At 56.0% G+C, this 16,027-nt stretch carries 24 protein-coding genes and 1 pseudogene; 23 read left to right on the forward strand and 2 right to left on the reverse strand.

Going from position 1 to position 16,027, the window contains the following annotated elements; genetic code table 11:
* The first annotated feature begins 183 nt into the window (after positions 1–183).
* The 6 genes from dapB (at position 184) to OL236_RS04380 (ending at position 3,495) form a co-directional block, all read left to right on the forward strand.
* On the forward strand, positions 184–975 hold the full coding sequence (dapB, locus tag OL236_RS04355; RefSeq protein ID WP_265071470.1) for a 4-hydroxy-tetrahydrodipicolinate reductase: 792 nt from the start codon (positions 184–186) through the stop codon (positions 973–975).
* Between the two features lie 32 nt (positions 976–1,007).
* Positions 1,008–2,042, forward strand: coding sequence for an aspartate-semialdehyde dehydrogenase (locus tag OL236_RS04360; protein WP_265071471.1), 1,035 nt, complete (start codon positions 1,008–1,010; stop codon positions 2,040–2,042).
* 42 nt (positions 2,043–2,084) lie between these two features.
* A complete protein-coding gene (locus tag OL236_RS04365; protein WP_006190529.1) occupies positions 2,085–2,348 on the forward strand; it encodes an IreB family regulatory phosphoprotein in 264 nt (87 codons plus the stop codon).
* On the forward strand, positions 2,345–2,794 hold the full coding sequence (gene ruvX / locus OL236_RS04370) for a Holliday junction resolvase RuvX (protein ID WP_265071472.1): 450 nt from the start codon (positions 2,345–2,347) through the stop codon (positions 2,792–2,794). The genes OL236_RS04365 and ruvX overlap by 4 nt, the downstream gene beginning before the upstream one ends.
* Before the next feature lie 10 nt (positions 2,795–2,804).
* A complete protein-coding gene (locus OL236_RS04375) occupies positions 2,805–3,143 on the forward strand; it encodes a DUF1292 domain-containing protein (protein ID WP_009646095.1) in 339 nt (112 codons plus the stop codon).
* A gap of 175 nt (positions 3,144–3,318) precedes the next feature.
* A complete protein-coding gene (locus OL236_RS04380) occupies positions 3,319–3,495 on the forward strand; it encodes a hypothetical protein (protein ID WP_013740765.1) in 177 nt (58 codons plus the stop codon).
* Here OL236_RS04380 and OL236_RS12485 read toward each other — a convergent pair.
* Positions 3,470–3,586: pseudogene (locus OL236_RS12485) on the reverse strand (hypothetical protein); the annotation flags it as partial. The gene OL236_RS04380 and the pseudogene OL236_RS12485 overlap by 26 nt on opposite strands.
* Entirely contained in the window at positions 3,531–3,977 is a 447-nt protein-coding gene (locus OL236_RS04390; RefSeq protein ID WP_265071473.1) for a hypothetical protein, read from the reverse strand. The pseudogene OL236_RS12485 and the gene OL236_RS04390, both read right to left, overlap by 56 nt.
* Positions 3,978–4,441: 464 nt before the next feature.
* On the opposite strand from OL236_RS04390, the gene OL236_RS04395 reads away from it, so the two are divergent.
* The 17 genes from OL236_RS04395 (at position 4,442) to OL236_RS04475 (ending at position 16,022) form a co-directional block, all read left to right on the forward strand.
* Positions 4,442–4,624 carry a hypothetical protein gene (locus OL236_RS04395; RefSeq protein WP_265071474.1) on the forward strand — a complete coding sequence of 61 codons (183 nt, stop codon included), beginning with the start codon at positions 4,442–4,444 and terminating at the stop codon, positions 4,622–4,624.
* A complete protein-coding gene (locus OL236_RS04400; protein ID WP_265071475.1) occupies positions 4,624–5,214 on the forward strand; it encodes a hypothetical protein in 591 nt (196 codons plus the stop codon). Before OL236_RS04395 ends, OL236_RS04400 begins: the two co-directional genes overlap by 1 nt.
* A 464-nt stretch (positions 5,215–5,678) precedes the next feature.
* Complete coding sequence (locus OL236_RS04405; RefSeq protein ID WP_265071476.1) at positions 5,679–6,281, forward strand: hypothetical protein; 603 nt, start codon at positions 5,679–5,681, stop codon at positions 6,279–6,281.
* Complete coding sequence (locus tag OL236_RS04410) at positions 6,281–6,643, forward strand: hypothetical protein (protein ID WP_265071477.1); 363 nt, start codon at positions 6,281–6,283, stop codon at positions 6,641–6,643. The genes OL236_RS04405 and OL236_RS04410 overlap by 1 nt, the downstream gene beginning before the upstream one ends.
* A gap of 143 nt (positions 6,644–6,786) precedes the next feature.
* A complete protein-coding gene (mltG, locus tag OL236_RS04415) occupies positions 6,787–8,034 on the forward strand; it encodes an endolytic transglycosylase MltG (protein WP_265071478.1) in 1,248 nt (415 codons plus the stop codon).
* A 51-nt stretch (positions 8,035–8,085) separates the two neighbouring features.
* Positions 8,086–9,312 (forward strand): peptidase U32 family protein, encoded by a 1,227-nt coding sequence (locus OL236_RS04420; protein WP_413777390.1) that lies wholly within the window; start codon positions 8,086–8,088, stop codon positions 9,310–9,312.
* Positions 9,313–9,317: 5 nt separating this feature from the next.
* On the forward strand, positions 9,318–9,599 hold the full coding sequence (locus OL236_RS04425; RefSeq protein ID WP_265071480.1) for an acylphosphatase: 282 nt from the start codon (positions 9,318–9,320) through the stop codon (positions 9,597–9,599).
* A 28-nt stretch (positions 9,600–9,627) separates the two neighbouring features.
* The gene (gene aroQ / locus OL236_RS04430) at positions 9,628–10,086 is read left to right on the forward strand and encodes a type II 3-dehydroquinate dehydratase (RefSeq protein WP_265071481.1); all 459 of its coding nucleotides are present in this window, start codon (positions 9,628–9,630) and stop codon (positions 10,084–10,086) included.
* Positions 10,083–11,168 carry a M24 family metallopeptidase gene (locus OL236_RS04435; protein WP_265071482.1) on the forward strand — a complete coding sequence of 362 codons (1,086 nt, stop codon included), beginning with the start codon at positions 10,083–10,085 and terminating at the stop codon, positions 11,166–11,168. The genes aroQ and OL236_RS04435 overlap by 4 nt, the downstream gene beginning before the upstream one ends.
* Positions 11,169–11,186: 18 nt before the next feature.
* The gene (gene efp / locus OL236_RS04440) at positions 11,187–11,744 is read left to right on the forward strand and encodes an elongation factor P (RefSeq protein WP_006192454.1); all 558 of its coding nucleotides are present in this window, start codon (positions 11,187–11,189) and stop codon (positions 11,742–11,744) included.
* A 102-nt stretch (positions 11,745–11,846) separates the two neighbouring features.
* Positions 11,847–12,242 carry an Asp23/Gls24 family envelope stress response protein gene (locus OL236_RS04445; protein WP_006192453.1) on the forward strand — a complete coding sequence of 132 codons (396 nt, stop codon included), beginning with the start codon at positions 11,847–11,849 and terminating at the stop codon, positions 12,240–12,242.
* Between the two features lie 17 nt (positions 12,243–12,259).
* Positions 12,260–12,838: an alkaline shock response membrane anchor protein AmaP gene (amaP, locus tag OL236_RS04450; protein WP_265071483.1), complete on the forward strand. Its 579-nt coding sequence runs from the start codon at positions 12,260–12,262 to the stop codon at positions 12,836–12,838.
* Between the two features lie 15 nt (positions 12,839–12,853).
* The gene (locus tag OL236_RS04455) at positions 12,854–13,141 is read left to right on the forward strand and encodes a DUF2273 domain-containing protein (protein WP_265071484.1); all 288 of its coding nucleotides are present in this window, start codon (positions 12,854–12,856) and stop codon (positions 13,139–13,141) included.
* Positions 13,142–13,207: 66 nt separating this feature from the next.
* A complete protein-coding gene (gene nusB / locus OL236_RS04460; RefSeq protein WP_265071485.1) occupies positions 13,208–13,630 on the forward strand; it encodes a transcription antitermination factor NusB in 423 nt (140 codons plus the stop codon).
* A 67-nt stretch (positions 13,631–13,697) separates the two neighbouring features.
* On the forward strand, positions 13,698–14,900 hold the full coding sequence (xseA, locus tag OL236_RS04465; protein ID WP_265071486.1) for an exodeoxyribonuclease VII large subunit: 1,203 nt from the start codon (positions 13,698–13,700) through the stop codon (positions 14,898–14,900).
* Positions 14,897–15,151, forward strand: a complete 255-nt coding sequence (gene xseB / locus OL236_RS04470) for an exodeoxyribonuclease VII small subunit (RefSeq protein ID WP_265071487.1) — start codon at positions 14,897–14,899, stop codon at positions 15,149–15,151. The genes xseA and xseB overlap by 4 nt, the downstream gene beginning before the upstream one ends.
* Positions 15,135–16,022 carry a polyprenyl synthetase family protein gene (locus OL236_RS04475; protein WP_009646036.1) on the forward strand — a complete coding sequence of 296 codons (888 nt, stop codon included), beginning with the start codon at positions 15,135–15,137 and terminating at the stop codon, positions 16,020–16,022. Before xseB ends, OL236_RS04475 begins: the two co-directional genes overlap by 17 nt.
* Positions 16,023–16,027: the final 5 nt, after the last annotated feature.

The following is a 16,027-nucleotide window of genomic DNA, read 5'->3' on the forward strand; positions in this document are numbered from 1 at the left end:
AAAAAGAACAAAAGAACGGCTTCTGAATCTTCGCGGAAGCCGTTCTTTCTATGCGTTTGTTACATGGACAGGCATACGACAATAAGAAAATACATTGACTTTTTCCATCTGCTTCATATACAATAGATGCACATTGGTCTTGCGCGTTTTCTTCGCAAGGCTTGCTTGAAGGGGGCGCATATCTTGGTAAATGTGTTGGTCAGCGGAGCTTGCGGCCGCATGGGACAGGCTGTCGTCAAGGCAGTGTTCGCGGATGCGGAGCTTTCCCTCGTTGCTGCTGTCGACGTGCATGGCGGCGGGGATGCGGGAGAGATCGCAGGCTGCGGTAAATGTGGCGTGACGGTGGCGACGGATCTCGCGCAGGCGCTCTTAGAGGCAAAGCCGGACGTCATGGTGGATTTCACGCGACCGGACGTCGTGTTTTCCAACGCGATGCTCGCCGTGCAGCATGGGGTCTCGCCCGTCATCGGCACGACGGGCATGACGGCGGACGAAAAGGCGCAGCTCGAAGCGCTGTCGTTGGAGAAGAAGACGCCGGTCTTTCTTGCACCGAACTTCGCCGTCGGCGCAGTCCTCATGATGCTCATGAGCCAGCAGGCGGCGAAGTATATGCCGCACGTCGAGATCATCGAGCTGCACCATGACAACAAGCTTGATGCGCCGTCGGGCACGGCCTTGCAGACGGCGGAACTGATCAAGGAGGCGCGTGCGTCCGTGCGGCAGGGGCATCCCGATGAGAAGGAGAAGCTTCCGGGCGCACGCGGCGCTGAGGTCGACGGCATGAGGATTCACAGCGTGCGTCTGCCCGGCTTCGTTGCGCATCAGGAGGTCATCTTCGGCGGACTCGGTCAGACACTGACGATCCGCCATGACTCCATCAACCGCGAGTCGTTCATGCCGGGCGTTGTGCTCGCTTGCAAGAAGGTCAGGGATCTTGCGGGTCTCGTCGTCGGCTTGGAGAAGCTGCTCGATTGATGTCGGCAGGAAAAATTACAGGAGATGGCAGCATGAAGAAATATAATGTGGCAATCATGGGCGCGACGGGCGCCGTAGGGCAGGAGTTTCTGAACCTCATCGAAGAGCGCAAGTTCCCTTTTGCAGAGCTTCGCTTGCTTGCGTCCTCGCGCTCGGCGGGCAAGAAGATCGCGTTTATGGGCAAGGAATACACGGTAGAGGAGACGCGCGAGGATTCCTTCGAGGGCATTGACATCGCGCTCTTTGCGGGCGGCGGCGCGAGCAAGACATTTGCACCTGCCGCTGTGAAGGCGGGCGCCGTTGTCATTGACAATTCGAGCACGTTCCGCATGGACAAGGATGTGCCGCTCGTCGTGCCCGAGGTCAATCCCGAGGCTTTGAAGGAGCACAAGGGCATCATCGCGAATCCGAACTGCTCGACGATCATCATGGTCATGGCGCTGAAGCCGCTTCGCAATCTCGCGCCCATCAAGCGCGTCGTCGTCTCGACGTATCAGGCCGTTTCGGGCGGCGGCAAGGAGGCGATGGCGGAGCTTGAGGAGCAGGTCGAGGCCATCGTAGCGAAGAGGCCCGTGAAAGCGGAGATTCTGCCGGGCGCATCGCTCAAGAAGCACTATCAAATAGCCTTCAACCTGATTCCGCAGATCGATATCTTCAAGGAAAATCTCTACACGAAGGAAGAAATGAAGATGATCGACGAGACGCGCAAGATTCTTTCCGAGCCTGACTTGCGCGTGACGGCGACGACGGTTCGTGTGCCTGTCTACCGCAGCCATGCGGAGTCGGTCAACATCGAATTTGCGGAAGCGGTCAGTGTCGAGGCAGCGCGAAAGGCGATCGCCGCCTTCCCCGGTGCTGCCCTAAACGACGATCCCGACGAACAGGCTTACCCGATGCCGCTCTTCACCTCGGGCAAGGACGACGTCGAGGTCGGGCGCATCCGTCTCGATGAATCGGTAGAGCACGGTCTGAACCTTTGGGTCTGCGGCGACCAGATCCGCAAGGGCGCGGCGCTCAATGCGCTGCAGATCGCTGAGTACATGATCGAGCATGAGATGATCGGCTGAAGATGCAGATGCGAGCATTTCCGATGGGAGGGACAGCAAGAGATGGTCAGCGATGAAACGATGATGTTCCGCTTTGGCGCGGAAGAAAACAAGGCTGAGGTCATCATTCGCGAAGCCTGCGAAGCGATGGAAGAAAAGGGCTACAATCCGATCAACCAACTTGTCGGATACCTTCTTTCCGGCGATCCTGCCTATGTGACGAGCTACAAAGAAGCGCGCAGCAAGGTACGAAAGCTGGAGCGCGACGAGCTTTTGGAAGAGCTCGTGCATTTCTATATCGAGGCGCATCGGGAGAAGAAGGCGTGAAGAAGCGAGTTCTTGCGCTCGACGTCGGCGACCGTACGATCGGCGTCGCCGCAAGCGATGCGCTCGGTCTCACGGCGCAAGGCGTCGAGACGATTCGGCGCAAGTCGTGGGACAAGGATTTTGCGCGTCTCAAGGAACTGATGGAGCTTTACGAGACGGACACCTTCATCGTCGGCTTGCCGAAGAACATGAACGGCACGCAGGGCGAGCGCTGCGATGTCGTGCGCGACTTCGCACAGAGACTGCAGAAGAAGTTCAAGGGCAGCCAGGTCGTCTTTTGGGACGAGCGGCTTTCGACCGTGGCGGCGGAGCGCTCGCTGATCGCGGCCGACGTGAGCCGCGCCAAGCGGCGCAAGGTCATAGACAAGATGGCGGCCGTGTTCATCTTGCAGGGATATTTGGACAATCTAGGGATGCGCGTCGGCGCAGTCCCAGAAGAGAAATGAGGAAAAAGATATGTCGGATAAGGAAAAAGAAATTCTGGACGAGGATGCGGACGTCATTGTCGAGATGACGGACGAAGAGGGAAACAGCTACTATTACCGCGAGGAAATGATCATCCCTGTCGGTGATGACAAATTCGCGCTGCTCATCGGCATCCATGACGAGGAAGAGGAAGAGGAGCATGCGCACAGCTGTGGCTGTGGCTGCGGCGAGCACGATGAGGATGTCCTCATCGCCAAGGTCGTCATGGGCGATGATGGTGAAGAGGAATACGTCGAGCCTACGGACGAGGAATTTGACGCCGTGCAGCGTGCTTATGATGCGCTGATGGATGACGAAGAGGAAGACTGACGATTCATGCGAGGAAGTGCCGACGCTCATGAGGCGTCGGCTTTTTCTGGTTCTATTCTATATGTTACGGGGATACATTTTGTGTCTAAGTAACATAAGCTAAAAAAAGATGTTGCGAAGATACATTTTGTATCAACGTAACATCTTTTTTAGCTTGACGGAAAGAAGGTATTTTATGATGCCGGAGGAGTTTATTGTGTATGTCGACAATCTTCCTGATGCCTGCATTGAGAAGCGCACGGCGGAGGAAGTGATCTTTCATTCGCCCAAGAAGAAGTACGCTTGTCCAGCGCCTCGGAAAAACGATCCAGTCCATAAGCAAGAAGAAGGCTCGTTCCGCCTTTCAAGATGAACGTATCGGTTTCCTTGTTGAGTTCTGTCAAGAAATTACGCATGATTTCTATATGACGCATTTGTGCGGTATTCATTCGCCTCTTGCTCATTTCTGAAAAGAATCCACTTCATTCGATACTCCTTTTCCATGAATCGGTCGATGTTTGTCCAGTGTGCTGTTTCGCGCAGTTTCCAAACTGCGGCAAAAATATCTGCGTCATAAATATCCGTGCAGATATAATCGCGGCGCATGCCTTGTAAATTGGAGAAATCTCCTGCCAAAAGCAGATCAAGGCAGGCTCGGATGTGATTCGCAATGTAGAAAATCCCTTTTTTGCCCATAAGGCTGTGATGCTGTTCGATCCCGTCCGTGCCAAACGGCGATTTCTCCGTATTCCATAAAGGAATGTTTTCCCATGACAAAGACAGCGTATGCCAATCGCCGCTCGTTTCCAAACGGCATGGAATGTTGAGCGCATGAAGCCCCGATATGTATTTCATGCCAATGCTCCTTTCCGTCATAGCACCTGTTTCACTCCCAGTATACAGGAAAATTCGCCCTTTAACAAAATCTCGTGAAAAAATTCACATCCGTTGGAAAGTGTGCAGTATTTAAATACTGCAAGCATTTACAATAGGCAGCACGGTGCAGAAAAAAAGAAAGACCTCTCGCCCCCTAGCAGGAATTTCACCTGTGATAGGGACGGCGGGAAGACTTTCTACGAGTAGTGTACGAGAAATATTCATCCGTGTCAAGGATGCCGACGGGAAGTCTTGCTATCAGCAGACGTGACATAATCAGAGACAAAAAAGAAGAGCTAACGCCCCAGCGGGGAGTTTACCCCTTGTGGAGCCAGATAACTCTTCTACTGCCACCACTATACACGAGATTTTCGCCAGTGTCAAGGAAGCCTCAGAAAATTTCTACTATAAGAATGATACAGAGAGAAAAGGAAGGATAGCAGATGGCGGAAGAACTGAAAGAATTGTTCGGCAAAGACGGCAGCCGCGTCTACAAAGAAGTCGAGAAGACGCTGCAAGGCGGCAATGCGAGGGCGAAGAGCGCCGCAAGCGTCCTCGCCGCTCACGCCGCGACATGGGCAGAGCGCGTATCACGCGCGACAGGGAAGCCTTTCACGGCACAGTAATGGTCGCGCATATCCATAGATTTTATGTACCCGTGCGCATAGGAACAGAACTGAAGACAATCCGAATCGTTGCGGAAGAACAGGAAGGCATCATCACTTTGATGCCAGCAGATGTAAACGTGTATGATGTGTTTCTTGAAGATGTACATACAAACAAAGGAGGAAGCGCTGCCACCTCAACAGGGATTTCACCTGCTGGGAGGCCAGACAACGCTTCCTCTGATGCCATTACTATACGCGAAATGCTCGCCGGTGTCAAGGACGCCGACGGGAAAACTTACTATCAGCAACATCAAGAATCCCGAGGTCAGATTCAAGGACCGTTCTCCGTGCTGCAAGAAGGCAGCCGTTTCGTCAGCTTCTTTGAAGCAGCCGACGAAAGCACATTTCTGCATGAGACAGCGCATATCTTTTACGACGATCTCGCGCGTCTCGCGCCTTTCGATAAAGAGACTGCCGAAGACCTTGCCAAGGTCGATGCTTGGGCGAGCTGGTACGAGGGCGCGGCAAAAGAATACGAAGATACGCCGTGGGCGATGGAATTTGCCGCACGCGAACGCGCGATCGAAGATGCAGGACGCGGCAGATAAAGAAAAAGCTGCCCGTTTCTCTCGATCCGCCGGAGTGCAATTCTCCCTGGGGAAAGAAACGAGCTGCCTCATAAGTAAAGTATAAAGACACAAGCGGCTTTTGTCAATATCGACCAATAAAAAGCTGCCGTTTTCAGCTCCCGCCGGGGTCCAATTCCCCCTGGCAGCCGAAAACAGCAAACCTCTTAATGCAAAGTATAAAGACGAAAAGGGATTTTGTCAATATCGATATAATAAAAAGCTGCCGTTTTCATCCCCCGCCGGGGTCCAATTCCCCATGGCAGATGAAAACAGCAGACTTCTTAATGCAAAGTATAAGGACAGAAAGGGCTTTTGTCAATGGAACATCCGACATATAAAAAGCATCCAAGGAGTGCGATCGGAAAGGGGCGATTCCCCTGACGGAGGCAATTCTTAGATGCTTTGATGAAAGAGGCGTTCCCGTCTATCTCAGCCCTCGGATAATGCTATCCGCAACTGAGAGGAACGCTCCTTTACAAGGCTACGATAGCAAAGTTTATAGGAAAAGTCAACGGGGAAGGCATAAAGAAAAAGCTGCTCTGTTTCTCACATCCGCCGGGGTCCAATTCCCCCTGGAAGAGCAAACGAACAGCTTCCTTAGCTATAAGATAGCCGAAGAAGAGGAGTTTGTCAACACGAAAAAGCACCGATCAAGCCAAGCACACTACCTCTGCGCGAGGTGTGGGGAATGTGCTCGTCGATGCTTTAACTACGTCGCATTATATCAAAAATTATTCCTCGGAGCAATAATTTCGTGCCTAGAACACATTCAAGTAAAGCATAAGGACATGTCAGAAGAAATATTAAAAAAGATACCTGCGGCGATGGCAGAGCCAATGATGATCTTCAAGTCTCATACCGTCTCCAATCGCATAGTTTTAGCTCTTGACTTAAAGGATAATCAAGGGGTGGATATAATTGTTCCCTTGGACTTGGAAGCCGTAAAAGGCAGGGAAAAACACATATTATCACATCGATCTATGGGCGCGGTTATGGAAGCGGGAGGACAAGAAGTACAGATCATGTATGGTATATCAATAACGTAATGGGAGGGAGCACGCTGTATGTAAATAAAAGAAAGGCCAAGAACTTTTACCAGTCCGCCAGGCTTCAATTGCCCATGGAGGGTAAAAGGTTCTTTGACCTCTTTGGTTCTAGTATAAAGACCGAAGAAGATCTTGTCAAGTTCAAACTGCAAAAAGAAGAAGAATACAAGGCCGCTGCGGCTCGTGAAGCCGCCAATGAAAAAAACAGTTCCCTTCAAATCCAGCCTGCTGACAAAAGCCACCTACAGCTGAGAGGAACTGCCTCTTATGAACCTATGGTAACGGATTCCATCAAAGCAGTCAACAAGGAGGAAGCCAAAATGACCGCAGGAAATCAAGTCGCCGCATCATATTCCTGCTGAACAACAAAGCCCGCCAAGCTCGCCGATCCAAAATCGCATAAACTATTTTGAAAAAAATTTCACCGTAACTCTTGACAAAGAGCCCTTTTTCTATGCCTGTTGTAATTTTCACGGGTATTGCGTATAATGGGATTGGAAATAGAATGGAAGGGGATGTTTTTTTGCGGCTGCCGGATTTTCTTGCGCCATGGGTCGAGCGCTTCAAGGGGATGCTTTCTGATTCACCTGAGAAAGATCAAGCGGGAAAGAGTCTCGGAACTGTGGCTTTGGCATATCTTGGCAAGGCTCTGGCGCTTTTCCTCGTCTGCGTGGTTTGGGTGCAGGAAATATTCCTTTCGTGGGCGAAGAGTCTTTCCTTCGAGGAACTGCGCCGCTTTCCGCCGGAAGATTGGACGGGATATATGAAAAAGTACATTTTGCCGCCTGCGCTTCTTTTTTTCTTGCTGCTCGGGCTCTTTTCTTACGCTCTTTCGCCGGCGACGCCTGTCTCAGAGGAGCAGAGGGACGTCTATGTCACGGTTCGCACAGGCATGAGCGCCGATGATGTGGCAGGAATGCTCGAAAAGCGCGGCGTCATACGCAGCCGCTTCAAGTTCTGGCTGGCGGCGAAGATGAACGGCGCGGACGGCGCTTTCAAGGTCGGCACGTATGCGCTCCATACGAACATGGAGCCGCGCGATGTGCTGCAGGCCTTGGTCGAAGGACAGACGGTGCAGGTGCGCTTTACGATTCCCGAGGGCTTCACCGTCGAGGACATCGCCAAGCGCCTCGATGCGAAGGGCATCGTGAAGAAGGAGGAGTTCCTGAAGGCGGCGAAGCATTATGCGCCCTACGATTATATAGAAAAGAACGATAAGGCGCGCTACTATGCTGAGGGTTTTCTTTTCCCCGATACGTATGAGGTCGACGGCGACATCACGGTCGACGGCATCCTCTCGATGATGTCGCGCGATTTTGACCAACGGCTCACGCGAAAGATGCGCGAGCGTGCGAAGGAGGAAAACTTGAGCATCTATGAGCTGATCATTCTCGCTTCGCTCGTGGAGAAGGAGGCGCGCTACGAGGAAGACCGCGCAATCATCGCGCAGGTTCTCTTGAAGCGGCTCGCCATCGGTATGCCGCTGCAGTCAGATGCGACACTGCAGTACCTGCTCGATGCACCGAAGGAGGATGTGACGCTCAAGGACACGGAGATGGATTCGCCGTACAACACCTACCAGCACCGAGGCCTGCCGCCCGGCCCCGTCGCCAATCCCGGCACGGCGTCCATCGAGGCTGTGCTCTGGCCGGCGAAGACAGACTACCTCTATTTCGTCGCGGACAGGGAGGGGCATAACTATTATTCCCATACATACGAGGAGCACGACGCCATCGTGCAGAAGGTGCGCTAGATGAATTTGACGGAAAATCGTGCCCCGTCTTGCCGCGCAGGCGATGGGTGCATGAAAAAGCCGGAGCTTCTTTCTCCCGCGGGCAACTTGGAGAAGCTCAAGATGGCGCTCATCTATGGTGCGGATGCCGTATATCTGGGCGGCAAGAGCTTCGGACTGCGCGCTTTCGGCGGCAACTTCAGCGAGGCGGAGATGGAAGAAGGCGTGCGTTTTGCCCATGCGCTTGGCAGAAAGGTCTATGTGACGCTCAATATCTTCGCACACAATGCGGATTTGGAGAGGCTTCCGGCGTACCTTTCCTTCCTCGCTGAGATTCATGTCGACGGACTGCTCGTCTCCGACCTTGGCGTTTTCTCGCTTGCGCGTGAGTTTGCTCCCTCTGTGCCGCTTCATATCAGTACGCAGGCGAACAATACGAATTGGGCAACGGTCGACGCTTGGCAGAAACTCGGCGCTGAGCGCGTCGTGCTTGCACGCGAGCTCTCGCGTGCCGAGATCGCCGCGATCCGTGCGCATTCTACGGTTGAGTTGGAGATGTTCGTGCACGGCGCGATGTGCATATCGTATTCGGGGCGCTGCCTCCTGAGCAGCTACCTCACGGGGCGCGATGCGAATCGCGGCGCGTGTGCGCAGGCATGCCGCTGGCGCTACGGGCTTGTGGAGGAGAGTCGTCCCGGCGAGGTTTTCCCCATTGAGGAGGACGAGCGCGGCACCTACATCATGAATTCCAAGGACTTGTGCCTCTTGCCTTTTTTGCCTGAGCTTTGCGACATGGGACTCGACAGCTTGAAGATCGAGGGGCGCATGAAGAGCGTCCACTATGCGGCGAGCGTCACAAAGGTCTACCGCGAGGCGATCGACGCCGCCTATGATGAGGGGCGGACGTTCCATCTGCGCGATTCTTGGCTCGAAGAGCTGCAGAAGGTATCGCACCGCATCTACACGAGCGGCTTCTTCGATCATGTGCCCGATGGGGGCGACCAGATCTATGCGAGCGCTTCGTACGAGCAGACGGCGGATTTCATCGGACTCGTGCGCCATTACGATGAAAGGACGCGCATGGCGACGGTCGAGCAGCGCAACAACATGAAGGTCGGACAGGAGATCGAAGTGTTCCAGCCCACGCGCGAGACGTTCTGCCAGCGCATGGCAGAGATGAGGGATGAGGCGGGCGAGCCTATTTCGACGGCAGCTCACGCGCAGCAGATCGTGCGTATGCACATGGAGCAGCCCGTTGAGGAGTATGCCATCCTGCGCCGCCGCAGGGAGAAAGGGTGAATGTGATGGAAAAGGAAAATGTGCGCTTCTTTGCCAGAGCCGAGGGGCGCGTGCAGGGCGTCGGCTTTCGCTTCTTCGTGCAGCAGAATGCGCTGGAGCTTGGCCTTTGCGGCTGGGTGCGCAACATGGAGGACGGTTCCGTCACGATGGAGGTGCAGGGTCAAGCCGAGGCTGTCGAGGCGCTTTGGAACAGGATTTGGCAGGGCAACGGCTACATCCGTGTCAGCGGTCTTGTCACGGAGGCGCGGGAAACGGCGGATGAGCAGGACTTTGTGATTCGCTATTAAAAAGATGGAAACGACGGGGGGAGAAATCTTGTCGAAAATTTTAGTGCTGAACGGTCCGAATCTCAATCTTCTCGGAAAGCGTGAGCCGGAAATCTACGGGGCTGCGACGCTTGCGGACATCAACGAGGTGCTGCGGGAGCGTGCGGCAAAAGCGGGCGCGGCAATCGAGTTCTTTCAGTCGAATCATGAGGGGGCGCTCGTCGATGCCGTGCAGAATGCCGAGGGCAGTGCGGACTTCATCTTGCTGAACGCCGCCGCTTTCACGCACTACAGCATCGCTCTGCGCGATGCGATCGCTGCCGTTTCCGTGCCCGTCATCGAGATTCATCTGTCGAACATCCATCGGCGCGAGGAGTTCCGCCATACGTCGGTGATCGCGTCCGTCGTCATGGGACAGGTTGCGGGATTCGGTGCGGAGAGCTATCTGGGGGCGCTCGAAATCGCTTTGATGAAGCTCGAAGCGAAGGAGAAGGGGGCGAGGCGATGAGCACGGAAAAGCGCGTAGAGCGTCTGCGCACCCTCATGAAGGAGAAGGGCGTCGAGGCGATGCTCGTGAGCAAGGTCGTGAACCTGCGCTACTTCAGCGGCTTTACGGGCGACGATTCGCTTCTCCTCATCACGGCGGAGCGCGAACTGCTGCTCACGGATTTTCGCTATATGGAGCAGGCGAAGGCAGAAACTGCTTTCGAGGTCATCGAGCAGAAGGCGGGGCTTTGGCAGCAAGCGGCGAAGGCGGTGCAGGAGCTTGGCTGCCGCTCGCTGGGCTTCGAGGGAAGGGATGTCTCCTTTGATACGTTCCAAGCGTTTCGGAAGCTCTTGCCCGCCTGGCAGGAGGAGAATTTCATCAGCCTCGCGCTTGAGCCGCTGCGCGAGGTCAAGGACGCCGAGGAGATTGCCTGCCTGAGAAAAGCCGTGGAGATCAGCGACCGCGCGTTTGACGACGTGCTGCAATTCCTGCGCCCCGGTATCTCGGAGCGTGCGGTTGCCGCGCATCTGGAGGCGTTCATGCGCGAGCATGGATCGGAACGTCCCGCCTTCACGACGATCGTGGCATCGGGCGTGCGCGGCAGCCTGCCGCATGGAACTGCATCAGAAAAGTTGCTTGTTGCGGGCGAATTTGTTACAATGGACTATGGTGCTGTTTACCAAGGGTATCATTCCGATATCACGCGCACCGTCGTCTTGGGCGAAGCGTCCGAAAAGCACAGGGAACTTTACCACACGGTGCTTGAGGCGCAGATCCTCGGTGTAAAGAGTCTCTATGTCGGCATCTCGGGCAAGGAGGCTGACCGAATCGTGCGCGATTTCCTCACGCAGGAGGGCTATGGCGAGAACTTCGGTCATGGACTCGGTCACAGCGTCGGTCTGGAGATTCACGAGGAGCCTCGCCTGTCGCCGAAGAGCAGGGCGGAGCATCTCGCGGAAGGTATGGTCGTCACGGTGGAGCCGGGCGTCTATCTGCCGGGCTGGGGAGGACTGCGCATCGAGGATACGGTGCTCCTGGAGGAGCGGGGCGGCGTGCCGCTGACGAAGGCGGCAAAGCACCTGATTGAGATAACGCAAGGATAGGTTACTGGAGGGCTACAAATGATTTCAAGCACAGATTTTCGTACAGGTCTCACGATCGAGATTGACGGCGGCGTTTGGCAGGTTGTCGAGTTTCAGCATGTGAAGCCGGGCAAGGGTGCGGCGTTCGTGCGCACGAAGATCAAGAACGTCGAGACGGGAGCCGTCGTCGAGCGTACGTTCAACCCGAACGAAAAGATGCCTGCGGCGCGCCTCGATACGCGCAAGATGCAGTACCTCTATGAAGCCGACGGCATGTATACGTTCATGGATACGGAGAACTACGAGCAGACGGAACTGAGCAAGGATCAGCTCGGCGACGCCCTGAACTACCTGCAGGAAAATATGGAAGTTAATTTGCAGACATTCAAGGATCGCATCATTGGCATCACGCTGCCGACGTCTGTCAATCTCAAGGTCACGGAGTGTGAGCCGAGCGTCAAGGGCAATACGGCGACGGGCGCGACAAAGATGGCGACAGTCGAGACGGGCTACGTCGTGCGCGTGCCACTCTTCGTCAATGAGGGCGATGTCCTGCGCATCGACACGCGTACGGGCAATTACATCGAACGCGCCTGATTTTCTTTCGCATCTGATGTTGATAAGGCGGCATACGATGTGTTTTCTGCATCTGCCGCCCGACAGGGCGGCGTGCAATGTGTTTTGAAGGAGGAATTTTCCATGGCAGAGGAAGTCAGCATGAGCAAGAAGGGTGCGATCGGTTCGATCCGCATCGCCGACGAGGTCGTGGGCATCATCGCGGGACTCGCCGCGACGGAGATTGACGGCGTCGCGGGCATGAGCGGCGGCATCGCCGGCGGCATCGCCGAAATGCTCGGCAAGAAGAGTTTCACGAAGGGTGTGAAGGTCGAGGTTGGCGAGAAGGAGACGGCGGTCGATCTCTACATGATCGTGAAGTACGGCGCGCGCGTTCCCGATGTAGCTATTGCTGTGCAGGAAAACGTCAAGAAGGCGATCGAGAACATGACGGGGCTGACCGTCGTCGAAGTCAACGTCCATGTGCAGGGTGTGAGTTTCGCTGAGGAAACAGAGGAAGAGGACGCGCGCGTCCACTGAGGAGGAGAGGAAAGTTCATGGGGATCATCAACCGCTTTCTTTTGTTCCTTTACGCGCTCGCCGTCGCGTGTCTTTCGCTGGGAATCGTGGCTCTTGCCTTGCAGATCGTGCCCGAACCGATCCTGCTCAACGAGTATCGCTACCTGATGGGAGCGCAGCAATGGCAGCTGGTTGCGGGAGGCGTCCTTGTATTTCTTCTAAGCATACATCTGATCGGCTGCAGCTTTTCGGGTGGCTCAGATAAACGGGAGGGCGGCGAATTCCTCGTGCTCCATGGCAAGGTGGGCGATGTCGGCGTCTCGCTCGGCGCCGTCCACAATCTCGTGGAGCAGACGGTGCAGGCCGTTTCGGGCGTCCGGAGTCTCCAGGTGAAGGTTTCCGTCGCGAAGAAGGCCGCGAAGGACGGGGCGCAGCTCTCCCTTCGCCTCGCTATCGTCATAGGCAAGGAGGCGAATGCCGCCGCTGTTTCCGATGATATTCGCACGGAAGTCCGCCGCGCTATGCAGGAAACGATGGGTGTCGATGAGTTTTCGCTGGACATTGTCGTCGAAGATATTTCCAATGCGCCGCTGACGAAGAAGAAGCGCGTCGTTTGACAGGAGGGAAGGCAGATGGGTGAGGAAAAGACATGCCCGTTCAAGGCTTTTTTTGAAGCGCACGCGCCCGCGCTCCTGCCGCATCGCGGCAAGATCGGCGGCGTGTTTTTCGGGGCGCTTTTTGGTCTCGCTGTACTTATCTTCGGCTTCTGGCAGACGTTCTTCGTGCTCTTCTGCTGCCTTGTCGGGCTGCTCGTTGGCGTTCGCATCGATCATGATATTCGTCTGCGCGATGTGGAAGATTTTTTTGATGAGATGTTTCCCTATCGGCAGCGTTATCGGCGGCATCGCTTCAGGGAATGAGACTGGATGCGGAAGCAGCTCGTTGCTTTGTCTTTTGAGCGACAGGAAAGGAAAAGGTTTTGTTTTATGAGTCGTAGACAGGCGCGCGAGGCGGCGCTTCAGACGTTGTTCCAACTGGAGCTCAATCCGCCGTCGGAGGTGGCTTCCGAAGAGGCGTGCCAGATGTGGGCGCTCGATGCGGCGGTTGAGGAAATGCCCGTTGAGACGAAGCGGGATTATAGCTATGCAGCTTCCCTCGTGCGCGGTACGCGCGAGCATCTCGCCGCCATCGATGAGGAGATCGCCGCGTCCACGCATGATTGGAAGCTCGACCGCATGACAGGCGTCGACCGCAACATCGTCCGCATCGCGCTCTACGAGATGAAGTACGGTGCGGAGAAGGTAGATGTCGGCATCGCCATCAACGAAGCGGTCGAGCTGGCGAAGAAATTTGGCACGGATGATTCCAGTCGCTACGTCAACGGGATCTTGGGCGGACTGGCAAGGTGATCCTCGGGCTGTTGCCTTTTGCGCGACAGCCCCTTTCCTTATGACGACTTCGGAAGGAGGCGGCGGTTTGACGGTTCACAGCGTATCTGCGCTCACGCAGTACATCAAGAGCATGTTCCAGTCGGAAGGATTGCTGCGCAATGTTTCCGTCGAGGGTGAGCTGTCCAATTACAAGATGTACGCTTCGGGACATTGCTATTTCACGCTGAAGGATGAGACGGCGTCTCTGAAGGGCGTAATGTTCAAGAGCCGTGCGCGGCTGCTGCGTTTTCAGCCGGAAAACGGCATGAAAGTCGTCGCCACGGGCGAGGTTTCCGTCTACGAGCGCGACGGCGCCTATCAGCTCTATGTCGAGCGCCTTCTGCCCGTGGGGGCGGGCGAACTGAGCGTCGCCTTCGAGCAGCTGAAGGCTCGTCTTGCCGCCGAGGGGCTTTTCAATGAGGAACACAAGAAGCCTCTGCCGCCGTTTCCTCGCACGATCGGTATCGTGACGTCCCTTTCGGGCGCAGTGCTGCGCGACATTTACCGCGTTTCCAAACGGCGTGATGCGAATGTTCGCTTGGTTCTTTATCCGACGCTCGTGCAGGGCGAGGGCGCGGCGGCTGAGATTGCTGCCGCCATCCGCTTCTTCAATGAGAAGTACCCCGTCGACCTTTTGATCGTCGGCAGAGGCGGCGGATCGGCGGAAGATTTGTGGGCTTTCAATGAGGAGCCTGTCGTGCGTGCGATCTATGACTCCGTGATTCCCGTCATTTCTGCCGTCGGTCATGAGACGGATACGACTCTTTCCGACTATGCGAGTGATGTGCGTGCGGCGACGCCGTCGCAGGCGGCGGAACTCGCCGTGCCCGAGACAGCGGCGCTCATTCGACGCATTGGCGAATGCGAGATGCGTCTCCAAAAGGCGGTGAAGAGCCGTCTTTACTACGAGCGCGAGCGCGTGGAGCGTCTGGGCGGCTTCTTCCTGAAGCGTCCGCCGCAGGCGCTCCTAGCCGAGCGTCGTCAAAGGCTCGACATGGCGGCAGAAGCGCTCGACCGCGGGATGCGCCGCGCCCTGCTGGAAAAGCAGCATGCCTTTCAGGTCGCAGCGGAAAAGCTCGAGATGCTCAATCCGCTGCACGTCATACGGCGCGGCTACAGCGTTGTGGAGAAAGATGGTGCGACCGTGCGCAGTGTAAAGGAGCTTGTCGCTGGAGATGGGATCCTCGTGCGCCTTGCCGACGGCAGCTTTGACGCCGTCGTCGGAGGTTTGCGAGAAGGAGGTTTATGATGCCGAGAAAGAAGACGCCGTCCTTTGAGCAAGCGCTCGCGGAGCTGGAAGAACTCGTGCAGGCGATGGAAAGCGGCGATTTGAGCTTGGAACAGCTCATGGACAATTATGCGAAGGGCGTGGAGCTTGCGAAGTTCTGCATGACTTCGCTCGATCGTGCGGAAAAGGCGATGGATGTCGTGCTCAAGGAAAAGGGCGGCGCAGTCGAGGAGTTTCGCTTGGAGATTGAGGGGGATGCACGTGAATTTTAAGGCGGAATGGAAAAAGCGTGCCGACTTGGTGGAAGAGGGGCTTCTGCGCGAGTTGAAGAAAGTGCCCGCGTATGATGAGACGCTGGAAAAGGCGATGGAATACAGCCTCATGGCGGGCGGCAAACGCCTGCGCCCCGTGCTCCTGATGGCGGCGGCAGATGCCGTCGGCAAGGATGGCGCGGCCTTCTTGACGACGGGATGCGCCATTGAGATGATTCATACGTATTCCTTGATTCACGACGATCTGCCCGCGATGGACAACGACGACTATCGACGCGGCAAGCCCACGAACCACAAGGTTTTTGGCGATGGAATTGCGGTGCTCGCGGGCGACGCTCTGTTGACGCTCGCCTTCGAGGTCATGCTGCGCCAAGAGGGCGCTGCCCCTGAAACCCTCGTCACCGTCGTCTCCGAGATGAGCCGCGCGGCCGGCCCTTACGGCATGGTCGGCGGACAGGTTCTCGACCTTGAGGGCGAGGGCAGGCGTCTCGATCTGGCAGCCCTTCGAAAGATTCACATGGGCAAGACGGGCGCACTGTTTTGCGCCGCCATACGCTCGGGCGCGATTCTGGCGGGCGCGAAGGAGGAGGAACTCGCCGCGCTGACACTTTATGCTGAGCGCTTTGGGCTGGCCTTTCAGATCACGGATGACATCCTCGACGTCACGGGAGACGAGGCGGCGATCGGCAAGCCTGTGGGCAGTGACGTTCGCAACGAGAAGGCGACGTATGTGACGCTGACCTCCCTGGAAGAGGCGAAGAAATTGGCTGAGGATGCAGTAAATGAGGCCGTGGCGGCACTCGACATCTTTGGCGAACGCGCCGCCTTCCTGCGGGATTTGGCGCTGTTTCTGCTCAGACGGAAAAAGTGAGGCGG

The sequence above is a fragment of the Selenomonas sputigena genome, from assembly GCF_026015965.1.
In the GTDB taxonomy this organism is placed as follows: Bacteria; Bacillota; Negativicutes; order Selenomonadales; family Selenomonadaceae; genus Selenomonas.